Origin of the sequence: Methylorubrum populi (genome assembly GCF_002355515.1) — a bacterium.
GTDB classification, from domain to species: Bacteria; Pseudomonadota; Alphaproteobacteria; order Rhizobiales; family Beijerinckiaceae; genus Methylobacterium; species Methylobacterium populi_A.
In genome coordinates, this window is record NZ_AP014809.1 from 835,001 (window position 1) to 850,000 (window position 15,000).

At 70.5% G+C, this 15,000-nt stretch carries 16 protein-coding genes (2 of these 16 only partly in view); 7 read left to right on the forward strand and 9 right to left on the reverse strand.

The genetic code is table 11. The features are described 5' to 3' along the window. Both MPPM_RS03835 and MPPM_RS03840 read right to left on the reverse strand, forming a co-directional pair. Positions 1 to 562, reverse strand: partial view of a lipase family alpha/beta hydrolase gene (locus MPPM_RS03835; protein ID WP_096483918.1) — the 5' portion only. Its footprint begins 83 nt before the window's first position; only the first 562 of its 645 coding nucleotides appear in the window; it begins with the start codon at positions 560 to 562; the stop codon falls past the left edge of the window. Next, the gene (locus tag MPPM_RS03840) at positions 559 to 1,455 is read right to left on the reverse strand and encodes a LysR substrate-binding domain-containing protein (protein ID WP_096483919.1); all 897 of its coding nucleotides are present in this window, start codon (positions 1,453 to 1,455) and stop codon (positions 559 to 561) included. The genes MPPM_RS03835 and MPPM_RS03840 overlap by 4 nt, the downstream gene beginning before the upstream one ends. Positions 1,456 to 1,574: 119 nt before the next feature. Here MPPM_RS03840 and MPPM_RS03845 point away from each other — a divergent pair, with 119 nt between their 5' ends. The 4 genes from MPPM_RS03845 to MPPM_RS03860 all read left to right on the forward strand — a co-directional run bounded on the left by MPPM_RS03845 (position 1,575) and on the right by MPPM_RS03860 (position 5,947). Beyond that, positions 1,575 to 1,973, forward strand: coding sequence for a tautomerase family protein (locus MPPM_RS03845; protein WP_173807870.1), 399 nt, complete (start codon positions 1,575 to 1,577; stop codon positions 1,971 to 1,973). A gap of 109 nt (positions 1,974 to 2,082) precedes the next feature. Beyond that, entirely contained in the window at positions 2,083 to 3,249 is a 1,167-nt protein-coding gene (locus tag MPPM_RS03850; RefSeq protein ID WP_096483921.1) for an MFS transporter, read from the forward strand. A gap of 83 nt (positions 3,250 to 3,332) precedes the next feature. Beyond that, positions 3,333 to 5,510, forward strand: a complete 2,178-nt coding sequence (locus tag MPPM_RS03855) for a primosomal protein N' (protein ID WP_096483922.1) — start codon at positions 3,333 to 3,335, stop codon at positions 5,508 to 5,510. A 74-nt stretch (positions 5,511 to 5,584) separates the two neighbouring features. Continuing rightward, positions 5,585 to 5,947 carry a SpoIIAA family protein gene (locus tag MPPM_RS03860; protein ID WP_096483923.1) on the forward strand — a complete coding sequence of 121 codons (363 nt, stop codon included), beginning with the start codon at positions 5,585 to 5,587 and terminating at the stop codon, positions 5,945 to 5,947. Positions 5,948 to 6,024: 77 nt separating this feature from the next. On the opposite strand, the gene MPPM_RS03865 is transcribed toward MPPM_RS03860, so the two are convergent. The 6 genes from MPPM_RS03865 to MPPM_RS03890 form a co-directional block, all read right to left on the reverse strand. Beyond that, entirely contained in the window at positions 6,025 to 6,405 is a 381-nt protein-coding gene (locus tag MPPM_RS03865; RefSeq protein WP_096483924.1) for a hypothetical protein, read from the reverse strand. A gap of 495 nt (positions 6,406 to 6,900) precedes the next feature. After that, on the reverse strand, positions 6,901 to 7,152 hold the full coding sequence (locus tag MPPM_RS03870; protein WP_096483925.1) for a hypothetical protein: 252 nt from the start codon (positions 7,150 to 7,152) through the stop codon (positions 6,901 to 6,903). A gap of 99 nt (positions 7,153 to 7,251) precedes the next feature. Continuing rightward, positions 7,252 to 8,262, reverse strand: a complete 1,011-nt coding sequence (locus tag MPPM_RS03875; RefSeq protein WP_096487705.1) for an SDR family oxidoreductase — start codon at positions 8,260 to 8,262, stop codon at positions 7,252 to 7,254. Between the two features lie 161 nt (positions 8,263 to 8,423). After that, the gene (locus tag MPPM_RS03880; protein WP_096483926.1) at positions 8,424 to 9,035 is read right to left on the reverse strand and encodes a cysteine hydrolase family protein; all 612 of its coding nucleotides are present in this window, start codon (positions 9,033 to 9,035) and stop codon (positions 8,424 to 8,426) included. Between the two features lie 39 nt (positions 9,036 to 9,074). Continuing rightward, positions 9,075 to 10,247, reverse strand: coding sequence for a zinc-dependent alcohol dehydrogenase (locus tag MPPM_RS03885; protein ID WP_096483927.1), 1,173 nt, complete (start codon positions 10,245 to 10,247; stop codon positions 9,075 to 9,077). 95 nt (positions 10,248 to 10,342) lie between these two features. After that, complete coding sequence (locus MPPM_RS03890; RefSeq protein WP_096483928.1) at positions 10,343 to 10,996, reverse strand: FUSC family protein; 654 nt, start codon at positions 10,994 to 10,996, stop codon at positions 10,343 to 10,345. A gap of 233 nt (positions 10,997 to 11,229) precedes the next feature. Between MPPM_RS03890 and MPPM_RS03895 the strand changes: the two genes are divergently transcribed. The 3 genes from MPPM_RS03895 (at position 11,230) to MPPM_RS03905 (ending at position 13,416) form a co-directional block, all read left to right on the forward strand. Beyond that, positions 11,230 to 12,087, forward strand: a complete 858-nt coding sequence (locus MPPM_RS03895) for an SDR family oxidoreductase (RefSeq protein ID WP_096483929.1) — start codon at positions 11,230 to 11,232, stop codon at positions 12,085 to 12,087. 67 nt (positions 12,088 to 12,154) lie between these two features. Then, a complete protein-coding gene (locus tag MPPM_RS03900; protein WP_096487706.1) occupies positions 12,155 to 13,153 on the forward strand; it encodes an SDR family oxidoreductase in 999 nt (332 codons plus the stop codon). An 83-nt stretch (positions 13,154 to 13,236) separates the two neighbouring features. After that, positions 13,237 to 13,416: a hypothetical protein gene (locus tag MPPM_RS03905; protein ID WP_012453251.1), complete on the forward strand. Its 180-nt coding sequence runs from the start codon at positions 13,237 to 13,239 to the stop codon at positions 13,414 to 13,416. A gap of 100 nt (positions 13,417 to 13,516) precedes the next feature. On the opposite strand, the gene MPPM_RS03910 is transcribed toward MPPM_RS03905, so the two are convergent. After that, positions 13,517 to 15,000, reverse strand: partial view of an ABC1 kinase family protein gene (locus tag MPPM_RS03910; RefSeq protein WP_096487707.1) — the 3' portion only. 148 nt of this gene lie beyond the right edge of the window; the window shows 1,484 of its 1,632 coding nt (coding positions 149–1,632); its start codon lies beyond the right edge, outside the window — the gene reads right to left on this strand; it ends in the stop codon at positions 13,517 to 13,519.

A 15,000-nucleotide genomic window follows, 5' to 3' on the forward strand; every position in this document is an offset into this window, starting at 1 on the left:
CAGCCGGCAGCACGATGTGGTCGGCCATTCCCTCGACGCGGGTTCGCGCGACCGTGACGCGTCCGTCGTTCGGCCCCGGCAGCAGGAGGGAGGCCAGGGGATAGAGGCTGCGGCTGCCGGCGATGACGCCGAGCGGGTAATCGACCGGGCCGAACAGGCGCTCCTGCGTCGGCCCGCGCAACGTCACGAGTTCGGCGCCGGCCGGGCCGAAGAAGCGGCGATAGGGCGCGAGGCGGTGCAGCGCGTCGGCGACCTCGCTGCCGCCGTTGGGCGGTCCCAGCATCACCACCCGCCCGAGATGGTTCGGCCGGTGCCGGGCCAGGAGCACACGTGCGACGAGGCCGCCCATGGAGTGGGTGACGAGGTGGAGGCGTGTCACGTCGGTGCCGAAGGCCGCGACCGCGGGGGCGATCGTCTCGGCGATGTCGGCGAGCCCCAGCCGGCGGGCTGGATAGTCGAGATTGAGCGTGGCGTAGCCCGCCGCCGTCAGCCGCCGCTCCAGGGGACGCAGCGAGGCGGCCCGGCGGGCGATGCCGTGAAGGAGGAGGACGCCCTCGGTCACGGAAGCGGGGCCGTCGTGCGGCTGGCTTCGGCGAGGGTCGCGCCGAGGAGTTCGGCAAACCGCTCGACTGCCGGATCGGCAGCGCTCGGGCCACGAACCAAGCGAAGGCGCAGGCTCGGCAGCGGCGGCAGGCCCGCCTCGTCCGGATCGAGGGGGCGCAGCGATGGCGGCAACCCGTGCGGGGTGCGCAGGCCGACGCCGAGGCCGGCGGCCACCGCCGCCCACAGGCCCGCAAGGCCGGGGCTGCTGAAGGCGATGCGCCAGGGGACGCCGGCAGCGTCGAGAGCTTCGGTCGCGACGTGGCGGAAGAGGCAGGGCGGCCCGAACAGGGCGAGCGGCAGCGGACGTTGCGCGGCGAGCCCCGCATGCCCCCGCGGTCCGACCCAGACCATGGGCAGTTCGCTGACAAGCGTCCCCTCCCCCACCGCGGGAGCCGCGTCCCAGACCAGGGCGAGATCGAGGCGGCCAGCCTCCACCTCCGCCCGCAGGACCGCGTCGCGCTCCACATGCGCTTCGACCCGCACCGCCGGGTGCAGCCGGGCGAAGCGGGCGAGCACCGCCGGCAATTCCGTCTCGGTGAAATCCTGCGGCAGACCCAGCCGCACCCAGCCGGACAGGGCGGGCACGGCAACGGCGCTCACCGCCGCGTCGTTGAGATCGAGCAGGCGGCGGGCATAGCCGAGCAGCAATTCCCCCGGCTCGGTCAGCGCCAGCCCCCGGCCGTTCCGGCGCAAGAGGGGCTGGCCGACCTGATCCTCCAGCTTGCGCAGTTGCAGGCTGATCGCCGAGGGCGAGCGGCCCAGCCGGGTCGCGGCCTTCGCGAAGCTGCCGAGATCAATCCCCGTCACGAAGGTGCGCAGGACGTCCATGTCGAGGTTGATGGGCAGCGCCATCGTTCAGATTTTCCGAAGCGTTGATGAAGAACTACGCGATTTTCCTGAACGATGCTGCGCGGTTCAATCGAAAGCGTCAACGGCGGATCGGCCGCCGTCATCGGATCAGCGAGAACGCCATGCCCTTCATCAGAGTCACGATCGCCGGCCCGGAGACCGGGAGCGAGACGGTCGCCGCACTCCAGCGGGGAATCACCGCGTTGATGGCGGAGGTGCTCGGCAAGCGGGCGGATCTCACCGCCGTCCTGATCGAGCCGGCGCCGGCCGGCGGCTGGTCCGTCGGTGGCGCGGCGGTGACACCGGCAGCGCATGTCGAGGCGCGGGTGACGCAGGGCACCAACACGGCTGAGGAGAAGGCGCGGTTCGTGGCCGCGGCCCACGATCTCTTGGTGCGGATGCTGCCCGGGCCGTTGCCTCTGGCGACCTACGTCGTCGTGCAGGAGGTACCGGCGGAGGCCTGGGGTTATGGCGGCCTCACCCAGGCGGCGCGAGCGCAAGAGGCTGCAGCCCGGAAATAGGCCGGCGCCGTCGTGCGAACGGAAGCAGCGGATCGCGGCCGGCCCGGCTTCGATCCGCCGACATTTCCTGGCATCCTCGCCGCAGCGATTTGCACGGAGGGGGCGCGGGGTGCTGGCGGCGGAAAGCGGACCGCGTGACGGCCCCGCCGGTTCGGGCCGCCTCCTCCTGCTCTACGCGGCCCTCTATGGCGGGTACGGCGCGCTCTCGCCCTTTCTGCCGGCCTTCCTCGAAACGCGGGGGCTCGGACCGAGCGAGATCGGGACGCTGCTCTCCGCCGGGATGCTGGTGCGGCTTGCCGCCGGTCCGCTCGCCGGACGGTTCGCCGACCGCTCCGGCGCCGTGCGGGCCTTCCTCGCCGTCGGGCTCGCCCTCTCGGCGGCGCTGACCCTGGCCTTCCTCGGCGGCCAGGGATTCGTCGTGCTGCTCGCCGTCGCCCTCGCGCAGGCGGCGGCCACCGCGCCGCTCGCCCCGCTGGCCGATACGGTGGCGCTCGCCGGCAGCCGCGACGGCGCCGTCTATGGCCGCGTTCGCGCGGCCGGCTCGGCCGCCTTCATCGCCACCACCGTCCTCACCGGCCATCTCGTCGGGGTCTTCGGGCACGGCGTCGGCCCGCTCGCCTGCGGCCTCCTCTTCGCAGCGGGGGCGGCGCTGACGCGGCGGCTTCCGTCGGCCCCGGCCTCGGCGAACCCGGCCGGCGACGCGGGCGGCGGATTCGCTTCGCTCGCCGCGGATGCCCGCTTCCGCCGCCTCCTGCTCGCCGCCGCGCTGGTGATCGGTGCGCACGCCATGCACGACGCCTTCGCGGTCATCGTCTGGCAGGCCGCGGGCATCGCGCCGCGCGTTGCAGGGCTGCTCTGGGCCGAGGCGGTGGCGGCGGAGGTGGCGGTGTTCCTCTGGCTCGGGCCGCGGCTCATCGCGCGGTTCGGACCGGAGCGGGCGCTGGTCCTCGCCGCTCTGGCGGGCGCCCTGCGCTGGGCGGTGCAGGCGCAGACCTCCTGGCTGCCCGTCCTCGTCGGAATCCAGGCGCTGCACGGGCTCACCTTCGCGCTCCTGCACCTCGCCTGCCTGCAGTTCATCGTGGCGATCGTGCCGGAGCATCGCCGGGCGACGGCGCTCACGGTCTACGGCACCTTCGGCCTCGGTCTCGCTTCCGCGCTGATGACGCTGCTCTGCGGCCTCCTCTACGAACGGTTCGGCACGACGGGCTTCTGGGTCATGACCGCCGCGAGCCTGGCCGCCGTTCCCGTTGCGCGCGGCCTCCCCCGCATCCGATAAGGTGCCCGCCTTCGGTCCCTCATCGCATTCGCCTTCGCGATCCGGGACATATATAGAACAAATCAGGCAGCCCCCATGATTCCATGCCCGTCGTCGCCGACATCCTGATCCCGCTCGCCCTCGACACCGCCTACAGCTACGCGGTGCCGGCCGGGCTCGACCTCGCCGCGGGCGACATCGTGCAGGTGCCGCTGGGGCCGCGCGAGACGATCGGCGTGGTCTGGGGGCTCGACGAGCGGGCGTCGGGAGGAAACCTCAGGCCGGTGACGGGCCGGGTCGAGGCGCCGCCGCTCTCCGAATCCCTGCGCAAGCTGGTCGATTGGCTCGCCCGCTACACCCTGGCGCCGAAGGGCTCGGCGCTCGCCATGGCGCTGCGCCTGCCCGATGAGACCGCCCGCAACGAGGCGCCGCGGATCGGCGTGCGCCCGTCCGGCAAGCCGCCGGCCCGGCAGACGGTGGCCCGCGGCAAGGTGATGGCGGTGGCCGCCGACGGCGCCGTGCGCGGCAAGAGCGCGCTCGCCAAGGAGGCGGGCGTGTCGCTCAGCGTGGTCGATGGGCTGATCGACGACGGCGCGCTGGAGACGGTGGCGCTGATGCCGGAGCCCGTGGCCCTGCCGCCGGACCCGGACCATCCGCGGGTGCCGCTCTCGGAGGCGCAGGCGGAGGCCGCGCACGCCCTGATCGCGAACGCCGCCGCCCCGGCGGAGACGGTGACCGGTGAGACGGTCCTCCTCGAAGGCGTGACCGGCTCGGGCAAGACCGAGGTGTATTTCGAGGCGGTGGCCGAATGCGTGCGGCAGGGGCGGCAGGCCCTGGTGCTGATGCCGGAGATCGCGCTCACCGCGCAGTTCCTCGACCGCTTTGCCGGGCGCTTCGGCGTGCGGCCGGCCACCTGGCATTCCGGCGTCGGCGGCAAGCGCCGCGAGCGGCTGCGGGCGGGCGTGGCCGCGGGCGAGGTCTCGGTGGTGGTCGGCGCCCGCTCGGCCCTGTTCCTGCCGTTCCGCAATCTCGGCCTGATCGTGGTCGATGAGGAGCACGAGACCGCCTACAAGCAGGAGGACGGCGTCCACTACCACGCCCGCGACATGGCGGTGGTGCGCGGCAAGATCGAGGGCTGCCCGGTGGTGCTGGCCTCGGCGACGCCCTCGATCGAGTCGCGGGTCAACGCGCAAAGCGGGCGCTACCGCCACGTCGTGCTCCCCGGCCGTTTCGGCGGGCGGCCGCTGCCGGACATCGCGGCCATCGACATGCGCCTCGACAAGCCGGAGCGCGGGCGCTTCCTGTCGCCGCCGATGGTGAACGCGGTGAAGGCGACGCTGGCGGCGGGTGATCAGGCGCTGCTGTTCCTCAACCGCCGGGGCTACGCGCCGCTCACCCTGTGCCGGGCCTGCGGCCACCGCTACCAGTGCCGCAACTGCTCGACCTGGCTCGTCGAGCACCGCTTCCGCCGGGCGCTGGTCTGCCATCAATGCGGCTACGCCGAGCGCAAGCCCGAGGCCTGCACCGAGTGCGGCGCCTTCGACCACCTCACCCCCTGCGGGCCGGGCGTCGAGCGAATCGCCGAGGAAGTGGCCGAGCTGTTTCCCGAGCAGCGCATCGTCGTGCTGTCGAGCGACTTTCCCGGCGGTGCCGAGCGGCTGCGGCAGGAACTCGAGACCGTGGCGGCGGGCGAGTGCGACATCGTCATCGGCACGCAGCTCGTGGCCAAGGGCCACAACTTTCCGCACCTGACGCTGGTCGGCGTGCTCGATGCCGATATCGGCCTCACCTCCGGCGATCCGCGGGCGGCCGAGCGCACGTTCCAGCTGCTGCAGCAGGTGACGGGGCGCGCGGGGCGCGGCGAGCGGCCGGGGCGCGCCCTGGTCCAGACCTACCAGCCCGAGCACCCGGTCATCGCCGCCCTGCTCTCGGGCGATGCCGACCGATTCTACGAGGAAGAGATCTGGGCCCGCGAGGCGGCGGGGCTCCCGCCGTTCGGGCGGCTCGCGGCGCTGATCGTGTCGGGCGAGGAGCGGGAGAAGGCCGAGGCGCACGGCCAAGCCCTGGCGCGGGTTGCCGATCCGCCCGCCGGCGTCACCGTGCTCGGCCCGGCCGAGGCGCCGCTCGCCCTGGTACGCGGGCGCTGGCGCTTCCGGCTTCTGGTGAAGACCGAGCGCGGCATCGACGTGCAGAGTTATCTGCGGGACTGGCTCGCCCGCGGACCGAAGCCGCGGGGTAATCTCAAGGTCGCAATCGACGTGGACCCGCAGAGCTTTCTATAATCGGGTCCGTTCGCCGCCGGCTCGAGGTCACCACCCGGTCTCTGGCCCTCGGCTCAATCGAGGAGCGCCGCACCTTGCTGACCTACGAGAAGAAGCCCGATTCCGCGATCGCCGAGATCGTCGTCGATGGGAAGATCTCCGACGAGGAGATGAACGCGGTGATGACCGCGATGAAGGCGGACCTCGACAAGGGCGGCCGCCTCAAGCTCCTGGAAGACATCCGCAGCTTCGAGGGCATGGAGCCGGCGGCCTTCTTCAAAGATCCCCGCTTCGGCATCTCGATGATGAAGGGCGTGAGCCACGTGGCGCTCGTCACCGATGCGACCTGGCTGCGGGCCGTGGCCGAGACCTTCGGCTTCGTCTCGCCGGTGCAGATCAAGGTGTTCGAGCGCGCCCGCATCGGCGAGGCGCGGACCTGGCTCGAAGCGGCGGTCTGACGGGACGAGGCCGCGCCCGCACGAAAAAGGGCGGGCCTTGCGGGCCCGCCCCTCGCGTCAGAAAAATTCCGGTCCCGTCACTCGGCCGAGGCGGTGCGAACCGTATGACGCTTGGCCATCCAGCGGCCGGTGCAGAGGCCGCCCGAGACGCGCCACGTGCCGGAGCCCGAGCGAGTCTGGAGACGGCCCGAGGCGGTGCCGTTCGCCGCCGCCGTCGCGACGTTCAGGCCGACGCCGCCATCCGCCTCGACGCGGCCGGTCACCGTGGTGCCGCCGGAGGACGCGTTCGTGATCGGACGAACCTGCCCGTCCCGCACCGCGAGGGTGTAGCTGTACTGCGCGTCGCACAATCCGCTCTCGGTCACGAGCTGGACCGACCATGTCCCGTCGAAATCCCCCGCCATCGCCGGCGAGACGAGCGCGGCGGCCAGAGCGGCGGTGAGGGCGAACTTGGGCATGCGTGATCCAACTCAGCGACGAGGGTGAACGTACGGTGCGCCGTCGCCCGCGCTGTCCGTACCGCCAATCTGTGAGATGCCCGCACTCTACGCGAACAAGAGGCGATAATATGACGGCAACCGATGCCTCGGTTTCCGACAATTCACGACTGTTCGAGGAACAAATTACGCGCAGCCAGCGAGGAGGTCCCGACACCTGTGGCTTTTGCGCACGTCAGTGTTGCAAGCTGAGCTTTATAAGCTCTTGAACAATTCCATGACGATTGGGCAAAGCAGCCAATCTCGAGCGTCGAGCGAATCGAATAGCCCCGCTTGATTGACAGAGGCGGCGCTTACCGTGGCCGTACGGATGCGCCGCAGGTCGCCTCGGACGCGGATACGCTGGGAGGCCATGCCGCGACGCGTTCTCTCGGCGAGGCTTTCGCATTGGCCCGATAGGAGACCCTTTCGGAAACGGATGCTGCAGAACCCGGAGCCGCGGTGATCGGCTGGGGTTCAGGCGGAGGGTTCGGAGAGCCGCGCCCGGTGGCGGTCGAGGGCGTCGAGCAGGATCGGCATGAAGGCGGAGGATGCATTGAGGCCCGCCACGCCTTGCCCGAGGCGGTCGAGCGCCTGGATCTGCGCCTCGAGACCGTCATACGCGGCGAGATAGGCCCAGATCGCCTCGTCGGCCTCGCCGACCTGGACCGGCTGCTCGGAGGCGAGCAGGGCCGAGAAGAGATCGAAGGTTTTGTCCAGGCTCGCCACGTCGGCTCCTCTCGGCGCATCCACGGGGATCGGCTGGGACGCGCTCCGCCGAGTTGGGGACCGGTTCGGCAGGGGAGCGCGTCCGCGGGTGGGTCCGTCTCAGCGGTGGCGGCTGCCGCCGATGAGGCTCGCCGCGGCGGCGAGCCCGACGCCGGCGACGACCGCCGCGGTGGTCAGCGGGTGGAGCGCGGAGCGCGTGTAGAGGCTGCGCCGCATCACGTAGCCCGGATGGCTCCCGGCGGTGCGCCCACCGGTGCCCGCCCGGTAGAGCGACCCTTCCGGGTCGCGGGGCGGCTCCTCGCGCTGCTGCAGGCCCGCCATGCTGCTCCCAACCGTGTCGAAGACGCGGGGCGCGACGGCCTGGGCCGCGCTCATGATCCGGCCGCCGCCACCGATATAGATGTCGCGGCGGGGATGCACCGCGGCGTGAAGGATCGCCTCGGCGACCTCCTCGGTGCGGTAGACCGGCGGCGGCAGCTTCGGCTCGCGGTCGGTGTAGTTGCGGGCATTCGCCGGGAAGGGCGTGTCGATCGCCGCCGGCTTGATCAGGGTGACCGCGACCGGCGCCCCCTCCTCCTTCAGCTCGATGCGCAGGGAGTCGGTGAAGCCTTTGATGGCGTGCTTGCTCGCGCTGTACATGCCCTGGAGCGGGAAGGCGACGTCGGAGGCGACGCTGCCGAGATTGATCAGCGTGCCGCCGCTGTCCTTCAGATGCGGCAGGGCGACGAGCGAGCCGTAGACCACGCCCCAGAAGTTGACGTCGAACAGGCGCCGGTGATCGCCGTCCTCGATCTCTTCGAGCCGTCCGATGATCGAGAGCCCGGCATCGTTCACCCAGGTGTCGATGCGGCCGTAGCGCTCGATCGTGGTCCGGGCCAGGGCCTCGACCTGGGCGCGGTCGGAGACATCGGTGACGACGTCGAGCGCCTCTCCGCCCTGCCGTTCGATTTCGGCCCGGATCTCGGCCAGGGCGTCCCCGTTGCGGGCGGCGAGCACGACCCGGGCGCCGCGCGCCGCGGCCATGCGCGCGGTCGCAAGCCCGATGCCGCTCGAGGCGCCGGTGATAACGATGACCTGCTGGTCGAGCGGCTTCTTGGCAGCGCTCGGCATGCGCATCTCCTGTCTCGTGAAGCGGCCGGGCGTTCGACGCGCAAGCGTCGTCCCGGAGAGTGTCAGCCGGTGAACCCGGCCGCCAACGGCTCAGTTTCTCGCGATTTGAGGAGAGCGGCGCCGGATTACCGGCGGTCGACCGCAAAAGTCAGCGCGACACGTCAGCTCCAACCGTCGAGGATCTCGGCGGTCGGGGCCGTCTCGATCTGCTCGCCGAAGCGGCTCTGATAGAGGAACATCATCGCGTCGTAGGTCTGATCGGCCGACGAGCAGACCGCGTCGCAGGCGACGATGACGCGGTAGCCGCGATCGACCGCGCCGAGGATGGTGGCGAGCACGCAGACATCGGTCTCGCCCCCCGTCACCACGAGGGTGTCGATGCCTTTCGCCTCCAGCATCCGCTCCAGATCGGGCCCCATCCAGGGCGAGTAGACGAGCTTGTCGACGACCTTGGCCGGCGGCACGAACCGGGTCAGGCTCGGCATCAGCTCGACCATCTCCGGCCCGAGCGCATCGAGCGTCATCTTGGGCCAGTGCTCGTAGTAGCGCCGCCACGCGCCCCGCCCCTCCTCGGCCGAGCGGATCGGCACGAAGCGGGTGAAGACGGTCCGCTCCGGATGGGCGGCGGCGAGGCGCTCGATGTTCGGCAGGATGCGGGCGAGCCAGGGCGTGTGCCAGTCGGTCTCCTCGGAGAACATCCGCTGCGCGTCGACGCAGAGATGGGCGGCCCGCGGGCCGAGTTCACCGAATTTCAGGCCGTCCTTGCCTGCCATGGCTCGCTCCAGATTCCCTTTTCCTCGTCTTTGCTCGGCTCAGTTCGGGTGGAAGACGACCTTCACGCAGCCATCCTTCTTGTCGCGGAAGGTCTTGTAGAGGTCGGGACCGTCGGCGAGGTCGGTGGAGCGGTGGGTGATCAGCGAGGCGGTGTCGAACTTGCCCTGCTGGATCAGCTTGGTCAGCGGTTCGAGGTAGCGCTTCACGTGCGTCTGGCCGCTCTTCATGGTGAGCCCCTTCTGCACGATCGCGCCCATATTGACGGGGATCGGCCCGCCATAGACGCCGGGCACCGAGACGATGCCGCAGGGCCGCACCGCCCGGATCGCCTCCATCAGCGCGTAGGGCCGCTCGGTCGAGGTCAGCTTCTCCTGCAGCGTCGAGATCACGCTGGAGAGGCCGTGCCCGGCACTGGCCTCCATGCCGACGCAGTCGATCACGCCGTCGGCGCCCTCGCCGCGGCTGATCTCCTTGATGCGCTCGAACACGTCTTCCTTGGCGAAGTCGATGATGTCGGTCGCGCCGTATTTCGTGGCCAGCGCAAGGCGCTCCGGCACCGTGTCGATGGCGATGATCCGCTCGGCGCCCATGATCTGGGCGGACTGGATCGCGAACAGCCCGACGGGCCCCGCGCCCCACACGGCGATGATCTCACCGCCCTTGATCTCGCAATGCTCGGCGCCCTGCCAGCCGGTGGGCAGGATGTCGGTGAGGAACAGGACGGATTCGTCGTCCATGCCGTCGGGCACCTTCATCGGCGCGACGTCGGCCATCGGCACGCGCACGTACTCGGCTTGGCCTCCCCAGTAGCCGCCGGTGATGTGCGAGTAGCCGAACAGGCCGGCGGTGGTGAAGCCGAACTGCGCCGCCGCCATCTCGGCATTGCGGTTCGAGCGCTGGCAGACCGACCAGTTGCCGAGCTTGCACTGGCGGCACTCGCCGCAATTGATGTTGAAGGGCACGACGATGCGGTCGCCCTTCTTGAATTTGGTGAAGCCCGGCGCGGTCTCGACCACCTCGCCCATGAATTCGTGCCCGAGCACGTCGCCCGATTTCATCGTCGGCATCTGCCCGTCCATCAGGTGGAGGTCGGAGCCGCAGATCGCGCAGGAGGTGACCTTGATGATGACGTCGCGGGACTCCTCGATCGACGGGTCTGGCACCGTGTCGCAGCGGATGTCGCCTTTGCCGTGCCAGCACAATGCCTTCATGAAACGTCCTCGCGGTTCGACCGGTGATGCCACCGGGGCATCGCCGCAGGAAACCCCGAGCGCGTACGGCCAAGTTCCGTCGAGGATATCGGCCGCTACAGTTTGACCCCGAGCCAGCGGTTCACCCGCGTCACCAGCCAGACCGTTACGATGGCCACGCTCACGCCCCAGCCGACCTCCAGCACCCGCGAACCCGCCATGCGCTCCACCGGCCCGAGATGGGGCACGAGCAGGATGATCGTGGCGGTGATGCCGGACAGGCGGCAGGCGCTCGCCACGTTGAGGAGCCAGCAGGCGAGAATCGCCAGCACCACGCCCAAAGCGTAGGTCGGCACGGACGGTCCCAGGGTGAGGTAGGCGGCGAGCCCGATGAGGCCGCCGATGGCGGCGCCGGTGAACTGGTCCCGGGCGGTGGAGCGGGTCGCGCCGAATTCGGTCTGGGCCACGGCGACCGCGGTGATCGCCGCCCAGAATCCCTCCTGCAGGCCGAGAAGCTGGGTCGGCAGATAGGCGGCGATGGCCGCGACCGACGACATGATCCCGTGGGCGAGGCCGCCGGCGAAGCGGCGGCGCAGGGGCAGACGCTTGTGGAGCCGCGTGACCTGATCCCGCAGCCAGCGGATGCGGCTGGTGTCGCGATCGGCCCGGCGCGCCGTCTCGGCGGTGGATTCCTGCCGCGCGTCGTCCGGGGCGGCCCGCTCGCTTCCCATCTGATCCTCCCCGTGACGCAACGCCTGATCGGTCGGCATCCGCTCGTTCTCTCCTTGAGATTCGCCACGTCTGAGGGCTGCGCGGCGCCCATGATCGCGCCCCGGCGGCTCGGCGGGCGATGACCCCCATGCATCGAAACACGGCGCGAGACCGATGGGGCGGGTCAAATTTCCGTCGAACTCCCCCAGCCCGGCGGGGTTGTCCGGGCATTCCCCGACATCCCGACGCGTACGCCCCCACGCGTCCCATCCAAGACACCGGAGCCCGGCTCATGGAATCCTTTCCCAAGCCTCCCTTCCCCGATCAGCCGCAGCCGATGCCCGGCGCGACGCGGGCGATGGACCCGAAGCCGGACCACGGCGAGACGAGCTACAAAGGGTCCGGCCGCCTGGAGGGCAAGAAGGCGATCGTCACCGGCGGCGATTCCGGGATCGGCCGCGCCGTTGCGATCGCCTTTGCCCGCGAGGGCGCCGACGTGCTGATCTCCTATCTCGACGAGGAGGAGGACGCCGCCGAGACGCGCCGTCTGATCGAGGAGGCCGGACGCAAGGCCGTGTTGGTGCCGGGCAATATCGGCGAGGCCGCCCATTGCAGGCGGATCGTCGAGCGGGCGGTGGAGGCCTTCGGGCGGATCGACGTGCTCGTCAACAACGCCGCGCATCAGGCGACCTTCACCGCCCCGGAAGAGATCTCCGACGAGGAGTGGGAGAAGACCTTCCAGGTGAACATCCACGCGATGTTCTACCTGACCAAGGCGGCGCTGCCGCATATGGGCGAGGGCGCATCCATCATCAACACGACCTCGGTCAACGCCGACACGCCGAGCCCGCAACTGCTCGCCTACGCTACCACCAAGGGGGCAATCCAGAATTACACCGGCGGCCTCGCGCAGATGCTGGCCGAGCGGGGCATTCGCGTGAACTGCGTCGCGCCGGGGCCGATCTGGACGCCGCTGATCCCCTCGACCATGCCGACCGAGAAGGTGAAGCAGTTCGGCTCGCAGGTGCCGATGAAGCGGCCGGGCCAGCCGAAGGAACTCGCGCCGGTCTACGTGATGCTGGCCTCCGACGAGTCGAGCTACGTCTCCGGCGCCACGGTGGCGGTGACCGGCGGCAAGCCGATCCTTTGATTTGTTCCGCAGTACCGAAGGGACGCGTCCGCTCCTCCGGGTCGGACGCCGTGGCCGGGAGTCCGCCTTGAAGAACCTGCACGGAGCCGTCGTCGTCATCGCCGGCGCATCGAGCGGCATCGGCCGCGCCGCCGCCCTCGCCTTCGCCCGGGCCGGCGCCCACGTCGTCGTCGCGGCCCGGCGCCGGGAGCCGCTCGAACGGCTCGCGGAGGAGTGCGGCCGCATCGGTCCGGCGGCGCTCGCCGTGCCCACCGACGTCACCGATCCGCAGGCGGTCGAGGCCCTGGCCCGCGCGGCGGAGGAGCGCTTCGGCCGCATCGACGCCTGGATCAACAATGCCGGCACCGGCGTGTTCGGCCCGTTCCAGGATGCGCCGCTCGACCTGCATCGCCGCACCGTCGAGGTGAACCTGTTCGGCGCCATGCACGGCGCCTACGCCGTCCTGCCCCGCTTCCTCGAACGGGAGCGGGGCGTTCTCGTCAACATGGTCTCGTTGGGCGGCTGGGCGCCGGCCCCGTTCGCCGCCGCCTACACCGCGAGCAAGTTCGGCCTGCGCGGCTTCTCGGCCAGCCTGCGCCAGGAGGTGCGGCGCTTCCCCCACATCCATGTCTGCGCGGTGTTTCCGGCCATGGTCGACACGCCGGGCTTCGTGCACGGCGCCAACGTCTCCGGCCGCACCCTCGACCCCGGCCCGATGCTCTACGCTCCGGAGGAGGTCGCCGAGACCCTCGTCCACGTCGTGCGCCATCCCCGCGACGAGATCGCGGTGGGCTGGCCCGCCCGCGCGGCCCAGGCCGCCTACGCGCTGGCGCCGGGACCGACCGAGCACCTGATGGGCCTTGCCCTCAACCGGACCCTCGACCGGGCCCGCCCCGCCCCCAAGACACACGGGGCGTTGCGCGCGCCGGTCCGCGAGGGCACGGCGTCGGACGGAGGCTGGCTCGCGCGCAAACGCCTGCCCTCGGCCTCGACCTTGAGCGGAATCGGCGTGGCCGTCCTCGGCGCCGGTGCAGCCCTGGCTCTCGGGAGCCTGCTCGGCGGCCGTTCCGAACGATCGGGACGGTGAACGCGAACGCCGCCGAGAAAACCCCCGGTTAAGCCTAAGCCCCTATCACCGGCCCATCGAGCCTGGTGATGAAAGGAGCGCCGATGACCAGGGACCAACTCGCGACCGAACTGAAGCGCATGGCCTCCTCGCAGGTCAGCGACATCGAGCGCGCGGTCAAGGCGGGCCACAAGACCATCGCCCTGAACGAACTGGCCGACCTCGACCGTCAGCTCAAGGCGCTCGCCGCCGCCCTCAAGGCCAAGCCCGTCGTCCGGGCCTGAGCCCGCATATCAACGCACCATCGAATCGATCGGACTGCCACGGCCCCCGCCCCCGGGCGGAGGCCGCGCCCGCCCGATGGATCCCGACGACCCATCCGCCTCAGCGGTCGCGGCCGAGCAGCACCAGCCAGCCGATGCCGAGCATCGCTACGGTCATACCGATGATGACGAAGGCCGGCGTGCCGAGGTCGATCAGCCGCGGTGCGAGCTGGGTGGCGAAGGCCGCCACGACGAGGCCGACGGCGACCCGCGCCGCGCCGCGCTCGATGCCGCGCACCAGCTTGTCCATTCCCTTCAGCTCAATCTCGACGGTGACGCGCCCCTGCTTGAGCCGCACCAGCATGAGGTGGATCAGCGTCGGCAGTTCGGAGGCTGCGCCGTAGAGGCCGCTCCCGAGCGACTCCGCCTTGCGCATCAGCCCCCGCAGAGAGAACTGCGAGCGCATGCTCGCCCGCACGGTGGGCCCGGCGGCGGCGAACAGATCGAAACCCGGATCGAGCTGCCGCATCACGCCGTCGGCGGTGACGAGCCCCTTGAACAGGATCGCGAGATCGGTCGGCATCGCGAGGTCGTTCTCGCGCGCCATGGTCATGAAGTCGGTGAGCACGAGCCCGAGATTGAGCGGGATCGAGGAATGGGCCTGCACGAAGTTCTGGGCGGACTGCTCCAGCTTGCTCAGGTCCGGGTTCGAGGTACCGGTCCAGTCGAGCAAGGTCGCCATCAGGCCGTCGACGTCCTGCTTGAGCATCGCGCCGATCAGGACGAGCAGTTGCTGACGCCGTTTCTGCGACAAACGTCCGACGATGCCGAAATCGATGAAGCCGATGCGGTTGCCGGGCAGGATCAGCAGGTTGCCGGGATGGGGGTCGGCATGGAACACGCCCTCGATCAGCGCCATGCGCAGGAAGGCGTCGCAGCCCTTCTGCGCCAGCGCCTTCTTGTCCGCATCCATCGCCCGCAGGGCGGCGGCGTCGTTCGGCGAGATGCCGTGGATGAACTCTTGGACGAGCACCCGCTCGGAGCACCATTCCCAGAAGATTTTCGGGATAACGATGTCGTCGCGCCCGGCGAAGATTTCCGCGATCATCTCGCAGTTGCGGGCCTCGTTGAGCAGGTCGAGCTCGCCGTTCAGACCGTTGGCGAGGTGGCGCATCTGCTCCTGAGGCTGGTAGCGGGCCATCTCCGGCCATTCCGCCTCGACGATGCGGGCGCCGTGCGCCATCAGCCGCAGGTCCGCCTCGATGATCTTGCGCAGGCCCGGCCGCAGGACCTTGACGACGACCTCCTCGCCGGAATGCAGGCGCGCCCGGTAGACCTGGGCGATCGAGGCGGACGCGATCGGGTTGAGATCGAACTCCGCGAACACCTCCTGGGGCGGCGCCCCGAGATCGGCCTCGAGTTGCGGGCCGATCAACGCCCACGGCACCGGTTTGACTTGGCTGTGCAGCTTCTCCAGCTCGTCGGTCCAGACCGGCGAGAGCAGGTCGGGCCGGCTTGCCAGGATCTGGCCGAACTTGATGAAGGTCGGCCCCAATGTCTCGATGGCGCGGCGCAGCCGCTCGGGCTGGGACAGCCGCGTGACGT

Excerpts from the sequence above, each read along its gene's own strand:
- MPPM_RS03880 (WP_096483926.1), bottom strand. The coding sequence starts at position 9,035 with ATGGCAGGCAAGGACGGCCTGAAATTCGGTGAACTCGGCCCGCGGGCC.
- MPPM_RS03840 (WP_096483919.1), bottom strand. The coding sequence starts at position 1,455 with ATGGCGCTGCCCATCAACCTCGACATGGACGTCCTGCGCACCTTCGTG.
- MPPM_RS03875 (WP_096487705.1), bottom strand. The coding sequence starts at position 8,262 with ATGCCGAGCGCTGCCAAGAAGCCGCTCGACCAGCAGGTCATCGTTATC.
- MPPM_RS03885 (WP_096483927.1), bottom strand. The coding sequence starts at position 10,247 with ATGAAGGCATTGTGCTGGCACGGCAAAGGCGACATCCGCTGCGACACG.
- MPPM_RS03890 (WP_096483928.1), bottom strand. The coding sequence starts at position 10,996 with ATGCCGACCGATCAGGCGTTGCGTCACGGGGAGGATCAGATGGGAAGC.
- MPPM_RS03865 (WP_096483924.1), bottom strand. The coding sequence starts at position 6,405 with ATGCCCAAGTTCGCCCTCACCGCCGCTCTGGCCGCCGCGCTCGTCTCG.
- MPPM_RS03905 (WP_012453251.1), top strand. The coding sequence starts at position 13,237 with ATGACCAGGGACCAACTCGCGACCGAACTGAAGCGCATGGCCTCCTCG.
- MPPM_RS03895 (WP_096483929.1), top strand. The coding sequence starts at position 11,230 with ATGGAATCCTTTCCCAAGCCTCCCTTCCCCGATCAGCCGCAGCCGATG.
- MPPM_RS03845 (WP_173807870.1), top strand. The coding sequence starts at position 1,575 with ATGCCCTTCATCAGAGTCACGATCGCCGGCCCGGAGACCGGGAGCGAG.
- MPPM_RS03855 (WP_096483922.1), top strand. The coding sequence starts at position 3,333 with ATGCCCGTCGTCGCCGACATCCTGATCCCGCTCGCCCTCGACACCGCC.